At 48.3% G+C, this 17,312-nt stretch carries 15 protein-coding genes; 6 read left to right on the forward strand and 9 right to left on the reverse strand.

Annotated features, from left to right (window positions below):
- Positions 1–102 precede the first annotated feature (102 nt).
- Positions 103–771, reverse strand: coding sequence for a peroxiredoxin-like family protein (locus ABEA14_RS17470; RefSeq protein WP_345341824.1), 669 nt, complete (start codon positions 769–771; stop codon positions 103–105).
- Between the two features lie 196 nt (positions 772–967).
- On the opposite strand from ABEA14_RS17470, the gene ABEA14_RS17475 reads away from it, so the two are divergent.
- From ABEA14_RS17475 to ABEA14_RS17500, 6 genes are all read left to right on the forward strand, one after another.
- Complete coding sequence (locus ABEA14_RS17475; protein WP_345341826.1) at positions 968–1,558, forward strand: TetR/AcrR family transcriptional regulator; 591 nt, start codon at positions 968–970, stop codon at positions 1,556–1,558.
- A 190-nt stretch (positions 1,559–1,748) separates the two neighbouring features.
- Entirely contained in the window at positions 1,749–2,810 is a 1,062-nt protein-coding gene (locus tag ABEA14_RS17480) for a beta/alpha barrel domain-containing protein (RefSeq protein WP_345341828.1), read from the forward strand.
- A gap of 281 nt (positions 2,811–3,091) precedes the next feature.
- Positions 3,092–3,370, forward strand: coding sequence for a hypothetical protein (locus ABEA14_RS17485; protein WP_345341830.1), 279 nt, complete (start codon positions 3,092–3,094; stop codon positions 3,368–3,370).
- A 204-nt stretch (positions 3,371–3,574) separates the two neighbouring features.
- On the forward strand, positions 3,575–3,931 hold the full coding sequence (locus ABEA14_RS17490) for a hypothetical protein (RefSeq protein WP_345341832.1): 357 nt from the start codon (positions 3,575–3,577) through the stop codon (positions 3,929–3,931).
- Between the two features lie 22 nt (positions 3,932–3,953).
- Positions 3,954–4,847 (forward strand): alpha/beta hydrolase, encoded by an 894-nt coding sequence (locus ABEA14_RS17495; RefSeq protein ID WP_345341834.1) that lies wholly within the window; start codon positions 3,954–3,956, stop codon positions 4,845–4,847.
- A gap of 88 nt (positions 4,848–4,935) precedes the next feature.
- Positions 4,936–5,460: a phosphoribosyltransferase gene (locus ABEA14_RS17500; RefSeq protein WP_345341836.1), complete on the forward strand. Its 525-nt coding sequence runs from the start codon at positions 4,936–4,938 to the stop codon at positions 5,458–5,460.
- Positions 5,461–5,536: 76 nt separating this feature from the next.
- Here ABEA14_RS17500 and ABEA14_RS17505 read toward each other — a convergent pair whose 3' ends face one another.
- From ABEA14_RS17505 to ABEA14_RS17540, 8 genes are all read right to left on the reverse strand, one after another.
- Entirely contained in the window at positions 5,537–7,693 is a 2,157-nt protein-coding gene (locus tag ABEA14_RS17505; RefSeq protein ID WP_345341838.1) for a transporter substrate-binding domain-containing diguanylate cyclase, read from the reverse strand.
- Positions 7,694–7,952: 259 nt separating this feature from the next.
- On the reverse strand, positions 7,953–8,294 hold the full coding sequence (locus ABEA14_RS17510) for a hypothetical protein (RefSeq protein WP_345341840.1): 342 nt from the start codon (positions 8,292–8,294) through the stop codon (positions 7,953–7,955).
- 40 nt (positions 8,295–8,334) lie between these two features.
- Positions 8,335–9,606 carry a hypothetical protein gene (locus ABEA14_RS17515; RefSeq protein ID WP_345341842.1) on the reverse strand — a complete coding sequence of 424 codons (1,272 nt, stop codon included), beginning with the start codon at positions 9,604–9,606 and terminating at the stop codon, positions 8,335–8,337.
- 30 nt (positions 9,607–9,636) lie between these two features.
- Positions 9,637–10,914: a hypothetical protein gene (locus ABEA14_RS17520; protein ID WP_345341844.1), complete on the reverse strand. Its 1,278-nt coding sequence runs from the start codon at positions 10,912–10,914 to the stop codon at positions 9,637–9,639.
- A gap of 40 nt (positions 10,915–10,954) precedes the next feature.
- Positions 10,955–11,737: a condensin complex protein MksE gene (locus ABEA14_RS17525; protein WP_345341846.1), complete on the reverse strand. Its 783-nt coding sequence runs from the start codon at positions 11,735–11,737 to the stop codon at positions 10,955–10,957.
- 17 nt (positions 11,738–11,754) lie between these two features.
- Positions 11,755–13,290, reverse strand: a complete 1,536-nt coding sequence (locus ABEA14_RS17530) for a hypothetical protein (protein WP_345341848.1) — start codon at positions 13,288–13,290, stop codon at positions 11,755–11,757.
- A complete protein-coding gene (locus tag ABEA14_RS17535; protein ID WP_345341850.1) occupies positions 13,287–16,316 on the reverse strand; it encodes a coiled-coil domain-containing protein in 3,030 nt (1,009 codons plus the stop codon). Before ABEA14_RS17535 ends, ABEA14_RS17530 begins: the two co-directional genes overlap by 4 nt.
- On the reverse strand, positions 16,313–17,176 hold the full coding sequence (locus ABEA14_RS17540; protein ID WP_345341853.1) for a hypothetical protein: 864 nt from the start codon (positions 17,174–17,176) through the stop codon (positions 16,313–16,315). Before ABEA14_RS17540 ends, ABEA14_RS17535 begins: the two co-directional genes overlap by 4 nt.
- Positions 17,177–17,312: the final 136 nt, after the last annotated feature.

Below are 17,312 nucleotides of genomic sequence, written 5' to 3' on the forward strand. Positions count from 1 at the left end.
CGCCTGAAGAAGTGCACAAAAAAGCCAGCGCTGAATTGGCGCTGGCTTAATAGAAAACCGTCAACTTATTTTAGGACGGCACAGCCAAAATCTGTCTATTGGCTATGACGTAACCAGACGCTTCAACGCAGCAACTACTTCACTGGGTTCCTGGCGTTTGGTGTAGTCGGCATCGATAAATGCGCTGGCAACATTGCCGTCACTGCCTACTACATAGGTGGCCGCCAGTGGCAGCGCAAACTGCCCGTCACCGTTATGGGCCTCAACATCAATGCCAAACGATTTGTAGATTGGACGCAGTTCTTCTGGCAGGTCAAACACCAGGTTTAATTGCTTGGCATAGGCTGAGTTCACATCACTCAGTACCTCAAACGCCAGTTCATTCTTCTCCGAAGTGCTCAGTGAGGCATCAGGCAACTCCGGTGTTATCGCGACCAGCGTTGCACCGGCATCACGGATCTCTGCCAAATGCTGCTGGTAGGCACGTAGCTCCAGGTTGCAATACGGGCACCAACCACCGCGATAAAAAGTCACCACCAAGGGGCCACTCTTCAGAAGATCGCTCAACTGTACGGTATCCCCTTTAGCATTGATAAGCTCTGCATCAGGCAGCGTTTGACCGACATTGAGTGCGCGATCAGCTAAGCCCGAATCCTGTAACGCCTGCGTCGCATTGGCCATTAACGCTTGAACATCTTGCGGGGCTTGGGCCTGGAATTGAGATTTGAATGCTTCGAGTTCGGTATGTAATGACGTTGTTTCTAACGACATGGTTTCTCTCCTTAATCGAGATGTTAAGCGTCTTTAGGCTTGCGAGTTTTCTATCTAAGCCATTTCTTGAACAATCATTCAAGAAATGTCATTCAAACAAATATTGAATGATCGTTCAAGTTAAATTTGAATGACTGTTCAAGCTCAAGTAAGCTAAGCCCATTCCGATTTCGATGAATGCAGGTCTGAGTGACGTATGAGCCGTGCACAGTTTGACAAACAACAGGTAATTGATGCCGCGACAGGCTTGTTCTGGCAGCAAGGTTACCAGGCCGCATCTATGCAGCAGATAGTGCAATGCACAGGCTTAAAACCGGGTAGCCTGTACCTGGCGTTTGGCAATAAACAGGGGTTGTTTGCTGAAGCGATCAAAGCCTATGGCGCTAACGGCCGCGCACAATTGCAGGCTCTGTTTGCCAGCACCGACTCAATAGGCCGCAGCATCTGCGAGATCTTTAGCGGTATGATTTCGGAAGCGATTTCGAAAGATTACTGCAGCTGTTTCTTGGTCAAGGCACAACTAGAGCTGGCCACGGAAGGGAATACCCATGCTGCGCTTTTACAGCTGGTGCAAGAGGAGCTGGCCGCGGTTGAAGTGGTTTATGCAAATGCCCTTAGCCGGGACTTTGGTGAGCAGAAAGCGCAAGCTCTCGCCCGCAGCATTATGCTGCATATATTCGGGTTACGGGTGTATGGCTACAAGCATAATTCTGCCGAGCAGTTATTGGAGACACTGCAATTGGGGCTGTCCTGGTTGCCTTGGGATAGCATCGAAACCAAACACTAACTACCAAGCCGTCCCAGGCACTCAACACAATCATTCTTAAGGGGTTTCACCTCTTCTTTACGGACCGGTTTCACTGGCTAATAGCCCTATTCCTGATCCGGCTCAGATCATGACCTACTTTAAAGGTACTCATTCGGCACAATAACGGCTAAAGTTGCCGCCACTCATGACCATGGCTGAGGTAGCACCTATGCAATTTGAACTTTACGACATTAGCAAAACCTACGAAGAGAATTACCAGGATGGCCCTTTCTTTGAAGGTGAAATGCCGACCCGCCCTGCTATCAAACAGATGCAAAAGGTGTTCGATTTTGAAGTGAACTCTCGCCTGGGTGTACCTGCAGGTCCGCTGCTAAACAGCCATTGGTGTGATGTCTACGCCAAATTGGGTTTCGACCTGCCGGTTTATAAAACGGTTCGCAGTGTTGAGCGCACCTGTCACCCTGCGCCTAACTGCATCTTCCTCAATGCAGATGACCAGTTCACTAACCGCGATATCAATACCGAGATGAAGCCGGGTGAGCGTCCTGAACTGGACGAGAAGATCACCATCACCAACTCCTTTGGTGTGCCTTCGCTTTCACCCGAAGTGTGGATGAAAGATATCGAAGCCGGTAACAAGAAGATGGGACCGGGCCAGTTGATGATCGTGTCCGTAAACGGCACGCCAGGTTTGGCTGAGCGCGATCTGGTGGAAGACTACGGTTATGTCGCAGCCATGGCGAAAGAAGCTGGCGGTAAGATCATTGAGGTGAACTACTCCTGCCCTAACCTGGGTGGCAGTAAAGAAGGTGCCCTGTTCTCTGATCCGGAAAACTCAGCGCTGGTTTCAAAGAAAATCCGAGAGTCTATCGGCGACACGCCACTGATGATCAAGTTAGGTTGGATGCCTGCAGACCAGCTGGAAAAAGTGATTGAAGCTAACCGTCCATATGTCGATGGTTTTGCCGCAATCAACACCATTCCTCGTAAAATAGTTAATGACCAGGGCGGATCAGCGCTGCCGGGTGAAGGCCGCCTGCAAAGTGGTACCTGTGGTTTTGCCATTGGTGAGCTAGCTGAAGAGGTCACCAGCAACCTGATCGACCTGCGAACCAAATGGAAAGACGACTTTGTTATCTGTTCCGTCGGCGGCATGATGACAGCGCAAGACCTGCACCGCCGTCTGGAGATGGGTGCAGATATGGTGATGAGCGCAACCGCCGCGATGTGGGACCCCTACCTGGCGCAGCGATTCCACGAATACAAGTAAACGCATTCCTACTTGTTGATTAGAAAAACCGCCTTCGGGCGGTTTTTATGTACAGGACGTACGGCCGAAAACTGCTCCTGCATTTTCGGCATTTCCACCATCCATGGCGGTCGTATACCAAACGCGAACACATGGTACCCAAAACACTACGTGGGGCATGCAAATGTGTAAGAGCGGCGATGTACAGGACGTACGTTCGAAAATCTTGATCCGCTCCCACAGCAACGCTACCCACGGTAGGTTACTATTTGGGCAGTTACGCGTTAGCAAAGGAGTGCGTTGTGAACCCATCCCGAATAATCACAATTCTACTTGTCGCCATATCTGTCCTCGCATTGCTATGGTGGCAGTACGCACCTAGCAGCCAGCCAGAAGCTACTTTCTCACTAGCCGTAGGTGGCTCTCAACCGCAACCAAACAACCCGAGTGAAGAAGAACTTGAAGCGAAAAAGCTCAAAGTCTCTGTACCTGAAGAAGAGCAAATACCAGATGGTGATAGTAACCAGACCCTGATGAAACTGATGCTGGATGGTAAGGCATGGCTGGAAAATCCAGAGTGAGATGAAATCATCTATTTTCTCACTGACGAACGCAAAAATGACCAACTTGAGTGGTACCAGGCGATTGAAAAAGGTGGATTCTCTGAGCTCAAGAATCAAGCAGACAAAGGGATCCCCAGAGCCATCGCGTTTCTAAGAAGCTACTATGCAGAAACGGGCGATTACGACAATTATCTTGAATACTCCAAACCGTTTCTCGCCTTAATGAAGCCAAGAGACAGAGCTTATTACTGTGGCGTTATTTCCAACTTTCTCGCCGAACAACAGCTGTGGGATGAAGCGGTCACCTGGGCCTACCTTCAGGAAAGAATTGCCTGGGACCAGCGACGACGACAAACAACACCCGAGGACCTTCTGCTGACCAGCGCGAGTGTTATCGCCAGTGTGGAAGGTGCACCCGATGCTGAAGTACTCATGGACAACGCATTTATCGCGATCGGCGATGGCATCCAGGAAGAGATAAATGCCTTCCACCAGGACCTATGGAATGAGATCGAAGCGGAAGATATCGGCTATATCTATCTGGTAGGCAATCCAACAGCGCTCGCGACTAATCAATAGTTTCAAAGCAAGGAGCTAATTGGTGCGAATTCATGATGCATTCGATAAAGACAATTATCAGGAACAGAAACGATGGATGTCGTCGCTTGGGCGACTCTGCCTTTTGCTTGGGGCCTTGGTTTTGATTAGCGGCTGCCGCGACGCTATGGTCAATGCGTTTGCGTTTTATCCAGAACCTTTGCCCCATGACGCCCCCGCCCCTTCAGACGCTGAAGAGATAATACTGACCACCCCTGATGGCGAACAGCTGCAGGCGCTTTGGTTTGATAAACAGTCCGATACCACCCTGCTGTATCTTCATGGCAATGCAGGGCATCTTTACTACCGTGTTGGCGACGCCCGGGAAATTGCGGCTAGTGGCGTAAGTGGCGTTAACGTATTGCTGCTCAGCTATCGCGGTTACGGTAAAAGCAGCGGCTCTCCTTCTGAACAAGGGCTGTATACCGATGCGCAAACGGCACTGGATTACCTGTTGCAGCAGCTAGGCGTTAAAGAGCAAAACCTGTTTATTTACGGCCGTTCGCTTGGTTCGGCGATGGCCATCCATGTTGCCCAACACCGACAGTTAGCCGGGCTGATATTGGTCACCCCTTTTTCCAGCGGCACCGATATGGCCAAGACTATGGGATTAGGTTGGATGAATTGGGCGCTTTCTTTGGGTGAGGGTTCGCCATTGGACTCCATCAACAAGGTTTCAAGTATCTCAGCGCCAGCCCTGTTTATCCATGGTGAATCAGACGATATCGTTCCATTTGCTTTGGGCCAAAAGCTGTATGACGCGTATCCGGGAGAAGAAGACAGTCACAAGCTGTTTATTGCCGTGCCCGGTGCGGACCATAACGATCTGACCATTGTGGAAGGCCCCAATTATTGGCGCTGGGTTGCCGAGTTTATTGGACGTAATGATTCCAAGTAAGAGACCCCTCACCTTAATCCTCCCCCAAATAGGGAAAATAGAAGATCGACAAACCGGGAACATGGGTAACAAAACAAACGGGAGCGACATGCAGAACAAACAGATTGGCGAGTTGGTGCTTAGCCAGCAAGACATTAAAGCAGGTGTCAGCAAAGTCGCAGCAATGCTAAATAAGCAGTTTGCAGACCAGGAAGTGGTGATTGTTTCTATGGTGCCCGGCGGCATTTTGTTTACAGCGGATTTAGTAAGAGAGCTGACATTCGACATCAAAATGGACTATGTCTCCTGCCCTCATACCCCCGGTGACAGTAACAACAGTTCTGCAATCGTTTACCACCAAAACATCGCGATAAAAGACCAGCATGTGATTCTGGTAGATGATGCTATCGAATCCGGAGGCACAATGAAACGGGTCGCTAAATTCATCAGCGAAGCGTTTGGCGCTAAGTCCGTGTCTATCGCCACCTTATTTGCGAAGCCGGGCCGCGTCGACATCCCGTTTACGCAATACTTCGCTTACGAAATGGAAAACGATGACATGCTGATAGGCTATGGCCTGCCCTGGCTGGATAAACACCGCAATATTCCGTATGTGTCGAAGTTGGTAAGGTAAAAAACTAAGCGCGTAGTCGACTCTCACCAACAGCACTTTAAACCAATTGAAGTCAAGAATATAAACGCTTCAATCGTTATCCTATGACGACCCTATTCCGTCCGGCGGCTTTCGCTTCATAAAGCGCATTATCTGCGCGTTGCAGCAATAACTGAAGCGTTTCCTCCTTCTGCAAAACAGCAATACCAAAACTTGCGGTTTGTTTGTCATTGGTAGCGAATGCTGTTTTGGCGAGAATGTCACGTAGCTTCTCTGCCAGGATTTGCAGAGCTTCTAACTCTGTATCTGGGCATATCAGTAAAAATTCCTCTCCACCCCAGCGGCCAATGGTGTCAGAAAGACGAATACTGTCGGTAAATGTGCCTGCAGCTTGTATCAACACCTTGTCGCCAACATCATGGCCATGGGTATCATTGACCTTTTTAAAGTGGTCCATGTCGATCAACATAATGCCAAGCGGTCGCTGATATCTCTGAGAGCGATAGGTTTCCTGCTCTAATACTTCATCGAGCCTTTTTCGATTAGCAATTCGAGTTAAATGATCGGTATTGCTCAACCGCTCCAATTCCTGTTGGGTGATAAGCAATTGCTTGTTGGTTTCGGCGATCTGCTTGTTCATCTTGGAAACTTCTCGATAGCGCAAAACAACCAACGCCAAGATAATCACCGCAACGGTTGTCACTTGCCACAACAAGCTATAGTCAACGGTCTTTTCGTAGTTGATGCCAAGCCAGCTACTTTTGAGAGCCTGCAATTCATCGTCTGTCAGATTTGCAATCGCTTTCGTCATAATGCTGTGTAAGCGCTCGTTATCAGCCGACGTCACAATGCTCAATTTTCCTCGCTCGTTTAGCCTGCCGGCGACTTTAATGCTGACTAATTCACGAGTCATCACCTGGTAATTGATACTGGCCAGATAATCGATAAAGCCAAACACTTCGGCGTCGATGACCATATCCACACCTTCAGCAGCATCACTTACCTCAATCAAGCGTATCTCTGGATAGCCGTCTTTGAGCGTCTTACTGTGCGCGGAATCTTTAACAACAGCGAACTTTTGGTCAGAAACTTCAGAGAAATCAGCCACAAATAGTTCGCTGCTGCGGGTAGCAATCGTCAACGGCATAGTGAAATAGGGTTGAGTAAAACGCAGTTCAGGATACGCCTCTGCGTCATGGGCGATGGTAGGCCTCACATCGCACCGGCCCGTTTGCAATCCGTTCACCGCATCCGGCCAGCCTTTGGTTTCGATGAAATTAAACTTCAACTGATACTTTTCAGTGAGAAGCTTTATCAGTGCAGGCGTTAACCCTTTGTGCATACCAGCTCTATCGAGGTATTCAAACGGTGGCAGTGATTGCTCAATACAAACCTTAATGGCGCCATGCTGACTGATAAAGGCTCTCTCCTGCTCACTGAACACCAGTGAAGCCATATGGTTCTTACCAAACCAGTTTCTCTGCAGTTCACGTTTTTCTTTATCCAAAGCCACCATGGCTTTCTGCATTGCTGAACGTAACAGTGGATACTTTTTACTGATACCGAATGCTTCTTCAGGGTTGGTTAACCCTTGGAACTCAAGCACCGGCGCACTAATTAAATCGCTGATAAACCGCGACATGATGTCGTACTGCACTACCTGATGGCTGGCCACCGCTGCGTCAATTTCCGCAGACAATACAGCATCTACCAGCGCCCCCATGTTTTCGTAGGGAATAATTTCGATAGACGGATTAACCTGTGAAACCATCTTGTTGACATAATAACCAGCAACAACACCAACACGCTTGTTGGAAAGTTTGGATAACTCGTTCAGCTCCTCATGCCGTGCTTTCAAAGTCACTATCGATTGAAAGTAGGCCATGTAGTTACTAGTAAAATTGATAAACTGCTTTCGCTCCTCCGTTGCCACGATCTGGGCAATGACATCGACTCTTCCTGACTTAATACCTGCTACCGCCTGCTCCCAGGTCGTATCTTTGTCATATACAAACTGGATACCCAGCTTGTCTGCTATCAGGTTGGCGTAGTCAACAGAAAACCCTTTAAACACGCCGTCTTGAATAAACGAAAACGGGGCGTATTTCTTTTCCATATGTACGACAAAGGTTTTGTTATGCGCCAGAAACGCAACTTCTTCCTCTGTAAGATGTAGTGTTGCACGCTGGGCGAAAACCCAACTACTGGCCAGCAAGTGGCAAACCAGTAATACGCTTAAACCAACTACTCGCATAGGCTGCTTGTTACTTATTATTTTAGGTGGGCAAGACACTGTTTCTATTAGTTATATTAGTATGGCCTGTGTATTAAGTGAATGCTGAAGTCTGGTTTTTATCGAGGAGAGGAATAGAGATACATCGGAACACCCCAATGTACCTCTCGTTGAAATGGACTACGAATTACCCTTCCTGCTCTCTGCGCTGATACGCTTCCAGCAAGCGGTTTAGAGCAGAGGCCATTGCAGCTGTTTCAAGCGGTAGTTCGTAACTCCATCACATCGCATCATCGCAGCCGACTGCTACGCGAGTATTAGTGACGGGCAATGCCTTGAACAACTTGCGAAATTCCGAAGCGACAAAGTCTCCATCGCTTCCTGCCATTAGCACGAACATAAATTGGTTTTCATTTTGCTCAGTGTATTCAGCATAAAGCTCACTGGGATCAACCTCTTCAAAGAGGTCATCCAAAAGATCACCAGCATCAGGAGCCAGCTTATCCAGAAAATCCTGCAGCATCATGCCGCTTTTTCCCTGACTGAGCAGCTCAGAAATTTTCTGCCAAGTCGCTATATCTTGCTCTTGGCAGAAGAACACAATTTTTACGATATCTGTCATAGAATAAACAGCCTTCTTGTCTTTTAGATAACAATCTACTTTAAATATCCCAGACTGAAGGGCGCCTAATAGAAGTCCAACAATAGATAATTTTACACCCTAACGCATTAATAAAATCGAAAATTCTTTTCTCTAATTCTTCTGGCCTATCCTCAATTGACGTACCTTTAAAATGATAACAACCATTATTCAATACTGGTGATAGCTTGAAGTATGTAGCGAATCCAGGATAACTACTAATTATACTATTCCACTCAGCAATCATTTCAGGATGGAATGTAGATAAAATTTTCGGGAATACTTCATAAACAGTATCAGCAGGCATCCATTCATCTGACTCATCAAACGTTTTCCAATAAGAGTCTTGAATATTATCAATAAAATACTCTTTGATAAGCTGGTACCATTTTTCATATAGTTCCTCTGGCAAACTAAAAATGAAATTAAGTTGTTTAGGTAGTTTCAACCCATTACCTTGACAGCTAACCATCAATTTTTCTAGTTCTGGTATACTCTTCGACGCAGGCTTTATCAGTTCAGAAACGAACCGCTGCCTAAGCCTTTCCAAGCATATAATATGAGGAGGTAAAGCTGTCACACAACTTGAATAGATGTCGGACAGAAGAAACCACAAAGAGGCTTGGGGGGATTCATTCAATTCTAAGGGCGTTTCTGGCGTATAGAAAAAGTCTTCGCCAAGCTCTTTTAATACACTTTCAACATATTTAGGACGGCTAAACCAAAGTGGCACATCTACTTTATCACGATTCTCCCATATTGGTTCATAGACGGACCGAACAATCATCATAAAAACATCTTTCGCTTTTAGCTCTAGTGTCCTGGGTGATTTTTCATCAGCAATAATAAATGGTAATGTAATCTGAGAAGTAAATCCTTCACCCCAAATCCAATCAAAAATATCCAATGGACCATCCAAATAGTATTCTGGCCTTTCTTTTTTTGGATCTGATTTCATAAGCTCAGAAAGATACGTAAAAGTTAAGTCACTTTGCTTGAAAGCATGAGTTTGTTCAAGTGAATAAAAATAACTAATAGTATCTTTGGTGATAAAGGGAAAATAATGAATTTTTCTACCTGTGGTAGGGTGCTTTAGTTTTTCATGCCCTTCCCCAGTCATATAGAAGTGAAAGTAGTTTTTATAATCACGACGTCCATACTCCTTGGACAAAAAGTCATGATAGTGTTTATTCCATACTTCTTGATGCTGTTTTTTCCAATCCTCGCATTTTGTTATCTCTAACTGTTTAGCTAGTGTCTCTGGAAAATGGCTAACGTCTTCTATCTCTGACATGAATATTCTTCCTTGGGACTATCTAATACGCTAGGAGGTATAGCAGTACCAGCTTTCTAAGTTTTGGGCGCCAATTGACTTGAAAATACCAACCATGCCCAACTCTACGGCTTTGGGGTTTTGGGTCTCGCATGTGATGACAAAACTTCGGTCTTGGCCATCTATCAAGGCTTCAAACTTCGATTTTTCTATCTCTGGAAATCTATCAACTAATGCCCGCCAATCCGTTAACTTTTCTGGACAATAGCTTTCAATCAGTTTCTCGATATTTAAACAAAAAGCGTGTTTTGGCATCCATTTGTTTTCATTATCGAAATAATCAATACGATGTTCACCGAACTCATGAATAAAAATGGCACGAGCGAACTGATAAAATTGATTATCCTTCGCTGCATCAAGTGAAAAGTGCAGCGTTACCTGAGACTGTTCAAACACATCCTCCGGCCTGATAGATTTCATAGTTTTATCGAGCTCAGGGATGCTTCTACGAAGAGGTTCAAATACATTTTCAATAAACCGCTGTCGGTCCGCGTTTAATTTAGTTACGGTAGCAGGAAGTGACGCAGTTGCTGTTTGATAAGAAAAAACCAGTATCTGGTGTATTAGTGACTGAATTTCTTTTTCTTGTGGCCAATCAAAGTGCGTTTTATAGCCATCTAAATTAAAAAATTCAGATTCAAGCTCTCTTAATACCGATTTGATAAAGCTATGACGTTTGTGCCAAGGCAGTTTCTGTTTTTCTCTAAGTGGCGTATCGTTATGAATAGCAGAGAAAATATAGTAGGCCATCATCCTTACAGAGTGATTCCATTCCACTTCACTCCTGTCTTTACCTATAGGACATGGGATTATCGAAATTGATTGAAACTCTTCCCCCCAAAACCAATCAAACACATCCAGAGCAGCCTTTTCTGAACTGCAGCCTTCATAAGTCACTTTTTCGTGTTCTCTTCCCATGAGCTTATAAGCAAACGCATAGCAAAACTTATTAGATAGCTTGGATGCAAGCTCCTCATCAGTGCAAAAACCGAGCAGGTAACAAATGGCCGATGTTGAAAAAACAGGGAATAGTTCCAGTTTCAAGCTAAAACAACCCCAATTTGGTTTCTCGAAAAGCATACCAAACATAAAAAGGCTATAGATTTTTTCATAGTCCTTTCGGCTATAACTTTCCATATAGCCTTGCTGGTACTTGCGCTCCCAAAGTCTTTGCCTTTCCTGCCGCCACTGAGGGTCGTTAACTACGGCCATTTGTTGGCGAAGTGGCTCGGGAAAGTGGCTAAGATCTACCAACTCTATTTCAGACATGATTCTTCGTCCTTGGTACTGTCCTGGGTTTATATGGTGATCAGCTTTCCTGCTCTCTGCGCTGATACGCTTCCAGCAAGCGGCTTAGAAATGCGTTGCCTGCATCAGAGATAAAGTAGCGTTTTTCGCCCACGCGCCATGCGAAGCGGCGGGTAACAAGAAACTCCAGCGCTTCATTCCATCCCTTTTGAAACTTGGCGGCACGCAAGATATCCAGGTACTCACTCTCCCGCTCCAGTTGGCGGATATCGTTTTCATCCAGCCCTACATCGGCCATTGCCAGCAACGCCAGGTCTCGGCCGCTGCGGCTATAAAAACGACCTAACAACAGCAGCACAACCTGAGTTTTAAAGGCGTTCTCGTCGGCTTCATCCAGGCCGTCATCGAGCAGCTCACGGATATAGAAAAACTCACCGGAGGCATCCAGCACCAGCTCATAACCCAGATGTTGATAAAGCTGGGTAAAGTGGAGCTGTTCATTGAAAAGCAAGGTAAACAGAGGATTGCCAATCAGCTCAGATTTCAGCTCGTCGTAGATGTTTTTACCGATCACTCGCCCATAGGTAAGGTCGCGATAGATCGCCGCGCTTAGCGCCGCTGGAATACGTTCAAACGGATTGGTCGAGGTGGCTTGCGCGTTTTGCTGCAGGTAGGCCTGATTATCTTCTGAGTGCGACTCAGCTTGGCTGTCGGCCAATGGCGCCTGCTGTCGCTCTGACTCTGGTGAAGATGCAGGTTCGGCTTCCGCTTCTGCATCGGAAGCTATATCCGAGAAGCCGGGCAGTTCATCATCAAATGGGAGTGAGTTGTCGTGTTCGTTCATAAGACTTTTATACTCTTTCAGTCGTCGCTATGGCTTGTCTCTGTCTCGCTGTTGCTCTCAAAGCTAGGGTGTTCAGAGTGCAGATGCACGGCGTTGAGTTTGCGACGACGGTAGATGTAAGCATGATCCTGCCAAATCAGTTTGGTGCGTTTATTGGTAACAGCGACTTGCAGATGATGGTCATCAACCGGTTTTTTGCTCTCTTGCTTGTCCGCTTTCACGTTACTTTTTACGTTAACAGCATCTGGCACCTTTCTTGGCTCTGCATAGAGATGGCCCAAGCGAATAGACGCCGCCAACAGATCCGAAAGTTGATAACCCGGCAGGTGATCTTTCAGCCGCTCGTGCAGCATGGCGATCATATCTGACGTAGGCCGCAGCGGCAGGCTCTGTAGCCATTTAAATAACGCCTCTGCCCTTATCATGCGCTGCTGTGCCAGCGACTGTTTACTGGCTTCACCCGCTTTCGGTAGCCAGTCGGTACTGCGTACCAGGTCGCCAAGGCGCAGCTCTATTTCCTGCAGCAGGTTGTCGTTGTAACTTTCGGAATCACCAAAACGATAGCGTGCTGGACGCGCCCGTTGTTTAAGGCCCAACGCAAAGCCGGTATCATGGGCCAGCGTGCCGGTCAAACGGGTCTTACGCAGATCATGGTCCAGAGTGTGTTCATAGTCAGTTTTAAGCTGCTGGAAGAAATGCTCCATGGCATTGGACTCCAACATGCCAACACGGGTTTTACGCAGGAAGCGTTCAACTTCCCGAGATACCGCCGTCACCGGTTTATAGACGTTGGTAAAACTCATCGAAAAGCGAAATACCTGATCGGCGATATCCGGCTTGCCGTGACGCTCCAGCAACTGCTGACAATCCTTCATTACCCGGAATAGATTGGCGCCATCGGCCAGTCGGGATTCCGGGTTTACAAACATCAGCGTAGGTTTGATATGACGCTCATAGATATGGCTGATGCGCTCAAACAGCTGACGACGAAACGCGACAAAATGCTCCGGTGAACGGCTCGCTTCTGCTGACATCGATTCCAAACGGCCGCTTAAGTCCTGCATTGCGGCGACGTGTTTGCGGATCAAACTCAGCAGGCCACTGAGCTGCTCCAACAGATCATCACGCAGTTCAGTAAAGTCATCGTCGCTGTCAATAAAGCTGGCGTGGCTCAGACGCTCCTGCACCGAGCGCAAACTGTCTAGACGGCTACGCAGGCGAGAATCGGTCAGTTCCTGATGTAATGAAGCATCACACAAGCGGAATAGGCTAAGCACCTCATCCTGAAACAACAGCAGTTTGTCGCCATCGACTTTTTCGATATCACCGATGATCTGGCTGTGAAACAGGTTGTCAGTCGAGAAAGCAATTTGCAGGCGGCGCTGCTCGTCACTGTCGAGGTTAGCGATATAGTCACGTACCCTCAGCAGCAGCTGTGATTCACGGATAAAGCGCTCACCGAGTTTGTCCATCTGCTGGATGCAATCGAGCATCACCTGCGGATGTGCCAGCAACGTGCGAATGGTTTCCAGAGTGCTAAAACGTTTGATCACGCTTCATGCTCCAGCAGACCCAGTTGGTCGACATCAGCCAGGGGCAAACCATCCAATTCAGGATCATCCAATCCGGTAAAGCCTTCTCCCCCGCCCCAATAGACCACATTGCGCCCTGCGCTGTATGGGCTGGCAGTGCGCATAGCACCAATTTCATGGTGCGCGCCGATCTTATGGATAAGCTCCGGGCTGGCGCTATAGGTCGATGCGGCAAACAGGCTGAAACCACGGCGTTTCAGGTGCGGCAATAGCCAGTCGAACTGCGCCAGGTCGACCGTCGCTACCTCATCAAACACCAGTGGCATCGCCACGTCGCACTGACTGTGCAGTACCCGGTTGAGCAGGATCTGCACCATCTCAAAGTTAATCAGTGCCGTGGTGGAGTTGGACTGCTGCTTGCTCTGGAGCGCGCTATCACCCGCTTTACGAGTGCGATAACTCAAGTGGGTAACGATCTTGTCCATGGTCAGGCGGCTGTCGCCACCATTTTTGAAGAACTCACCGACAAATACCTGCAGTCGGGTATAGAACTGGTCAGAAGGCAGGCTGTCGCCATGCAGATCCAATTTGGCGATTTCGTTAACCAGATTACGGAACTTAGGATTGATATCGATGCGTACCTGCACCTCTTCGAGGTCGTTAATGCTGACCTCGCGGAAGTCACGGTTAAGCTGATTTTCGAAACGCTGGATATGTTCGTAATTATCGGTCAGCACTTTGGCATAACTGGCTACCGATTCATTATGCTCCTGGATCTGGTGGGTTAGCACCTGCTCGCGCTGGGCCAACTCGTTAAACAGATCTACCAGGCGCTGCATGCAGCGTTTAACGGCACCTGAGGATGGCGCCTGCTGACGGATCTCCTGATCCTCTTCAATAAAACGCTCGTGAACAAACTCGCGCAGTTCACTGATAATAGTCTGGCGCAGTTGCTCCAGTTTATGCAGATCAGATTCAATCTTCTGATAGGCAGCTTCGGTTAGCTCGCTAGCTTTATCCTGTTGAGCCTCATCCTGCTTAGCATCACTCTGCTTAGCCCCATCCTGTTCAACAAGTTGCTCGCTCTCTACGAACAACTCAACAGCTCTCGCGAGTCGCGGATAGATGTTCTGTAGCTCATGCTGGCGTTGCGACAAACGCAGCGCCACCACCAGTTGTTCGCTGACGGTGTCATAAGCCTGTTTGCTGGCAACAGTGCGCTGCTCAACTTCATCAAACTGTTCCTGAGCGATCGCCAGTCTCTGCTCGGCTGACATTAGCTGTTCGCTGAGTTTATCGAGCTCAATACGCTCATCCTGCACAATGCCCTGTGCCACAGGGTATCGCTGCACTTTCTCCAGATCGTGGCTAAGGGACTTAATCTCACGATCCAGGCTTTCGATCTGATGTTTGCGGTGCGCAGGATCGCCATCAACACTCAGCTCTTTCAACGCTTTGTTAATGTCGAAAAGTTCGTCCAACACACGATCTAATTCTGCAGCGATATCGTCAGCGAACTGCGATGGGTTGCCCTGGAAACTCTGGTCGAAGAAGCCATAGCTGTGGCCACCTTCGCTCTGTTTAAACAGGTTGGAGAAGTTGACGATCGCTTCGCGCGCGTCATCATCCAACGGCTCACACGGGTTGGCTTTCACTAGCTGTGCATTGACGGCAGCCAGTGGCGCAAGAATATGATCCGGCAACTGCTGACTCAGCAGGTACTCCTGATTTTCCAGGGTCTGTTTAAGCTGCTGCTCCCGCGCTTTCGCCTGCTCATTGCGCATGGTGAGTTTTTGTTGACGACTGGCCGCAGCTTCCTGGTTAGCCAGCGCATCACGGCGTTCCCGGCTCTCTGCTAGCTCTTCCTGCAGGATCTCGACAATCTCGTCGATGGAGAAATTGGAGGCGTATTGCAGTTTTAGCTGCTCAACCGCATCCACCGTTTTCTGCTCTTTTTCAAAGCGACGTTGACTGACTTTCAGCTGGGTTTGCAGGTCATGAACTTCGCCCTGCGCCTGTTTTAGCTGCAGCTTCTGCTGTTTACTGACGGCCTGGTGCTCACCCAACGCTCGGCTGAGTTGCTCCGCATCTGACTTCAGTGTCTGAGTTTGGGTTTTAATCCCCTTGGCAAACGCGGCATAGGCTTTGTCGGCATCAGCGAGCCCGACGTAATCGGCATACTGACGTTGCAACAGATTAAATCGTGGCTGTGCATTTTGAATGCGAACCAGCCTCTCTTGGGCGCGTTTAAGCTCTTCATGTTTGCTAAGAAACTGCTGAATATCGAAATCCAGCGCATCGGATGAAAACTTTTTATCCGCTTCAATAATGCTGGCGACCGCACGGGCAACCGTATCTGCGCCGGTGTTCATTTCAAACAACAGTAGGATCAGGGTACGTAACGAGTCGATACGGGCTTCATCCGTTTCTGCCAGTGGGAACAGGCTGTAACGCATGGAATTCGCATCAAGCAGATTGTTGGCATACAGCAATCGCTTGAGCTTGTTGGTGTCGTTGGCGGTTTCGGTTTTTGGCGCTACCGCTTTGAGTTCATTAAACAGGCGGGACGCATTGAGATCTGCCACCGCACGGCCAATACCATCATCTTCGATAACCGCCTCGCCCTCGGCAGTTTCAGGCGCAGAGCCATCCCAGAACAGATGGCGGATCTGGTCATATCGCAGCGGCGTGAAGATTCGGCTGTAACCCAGGTTTGGTGTCGCGTGCAGGATCTGACAATGGGTACCGACAAAGTTCTCGACTTCAAGGATCAGGAAGCTCCTTGGTGTCGGGAAATAGTGGTTGTAGCTGTCGTCGTTGCTGTAATAGTCGTCTGTTTTCGGCACTTTAAACGCAAACTTGCGACGGCTGCTTTTAAAGTTGTTTTCTGGCAACAGGAACAAACGAATGGCGTTAAGCAAACTGGACTTACCAACGTTGCCTTTACCCAGCAACATGGCGTGCGAGTCGACCGGCAGTTCGACATAACAAAGGCCAGCGGAGTCCACCAGCACCAAACGTTTAATGGTAAATCTATCCCGACTCATTTGTTCACCTTGCAAGTGTTTTTGCTAGCACCCTGCACTGTCACACTCGTTAATAACATCTCTTGTTCCATAAACTTGCGGGTTTTGGCAAAGGCCAGCGCCAGGCTGTCAAAGCCCAGCTCGGTGGCGAGTTTGCGCCCACGCAAATAGTTCTTTTCTGATTTAGGCTGGCACTTAAACTGCGGCCACCAGGATTCGTAATCCTCTGGCTGCAGATAACTGACCAAGGTCGTTATATCATCCCGGCGCTCTCTTAAACGGCGTATCTGGCGCTCAAGCGACGCATACATTTCAAGCCCCGCAGTATCGTAATCGAAAGCACATACCACCTGCTCATACTGCAGGTACCAATCGACACGCTCTGCCGACAATCCACGGCTGCCACTACCCAACACCACATCGGTATCCGCCAGAGAAAACGCTTGCCCGGTTAACTGAGCCGCGGCTTCAAGCATCTTCTGAGGCTGAAAGAAGTTCTCTTCGTTTTCGACAAGCAACACGCGCTTTTTCGGCTCAAAGTCCTGCACCACACCTTGGTCACTGAGCAACACCAGTCCCGGCCGAACGTCCGGCAGGCCATCGTGATACACCAACAGATAACTGTGGCTGGTACCGGAAAGATGAGAGTCCCCTTTCTCAGTCGCTTCCAATCGATTTTTCGGGCGCTCTGCCAACTGCAGCAACGCCTCAAACCGTTCAGGATCTTTCACTTCCACCGACCAGCGAGACGACGTTACCTTTTTCACCCCGAAAATCGATTTCCACTCAGAGCTGTACTCCGGCGGCAGCAATGACTTTAGCCGGTCAAAGTTAACCGGTTTACCAGCATCAATCTGTTGCAGGTAGGTTCTCAGCGACATGGGGTAACGGCTTCCTTGTTCCTTGCTTTTTGTTTCTAGAGCTGGTGTCTTGCAGACTGGATAAACCAGCTCATTGGCCGCGGGCCTAAATCCAATTTCAGGCGAGCATCATAATATGCGTTGAAGCCAGACACCA

Origin of the sequence: Corallincola platygyrae (assembly GCF_039544265.1) — a bacterium.
GTDB lineage: Bacteria > Pseudomonadota > Gammaproteobacteria > Enterobacterales > Neiellaceae > Corallincola > Corallincola platygyrae.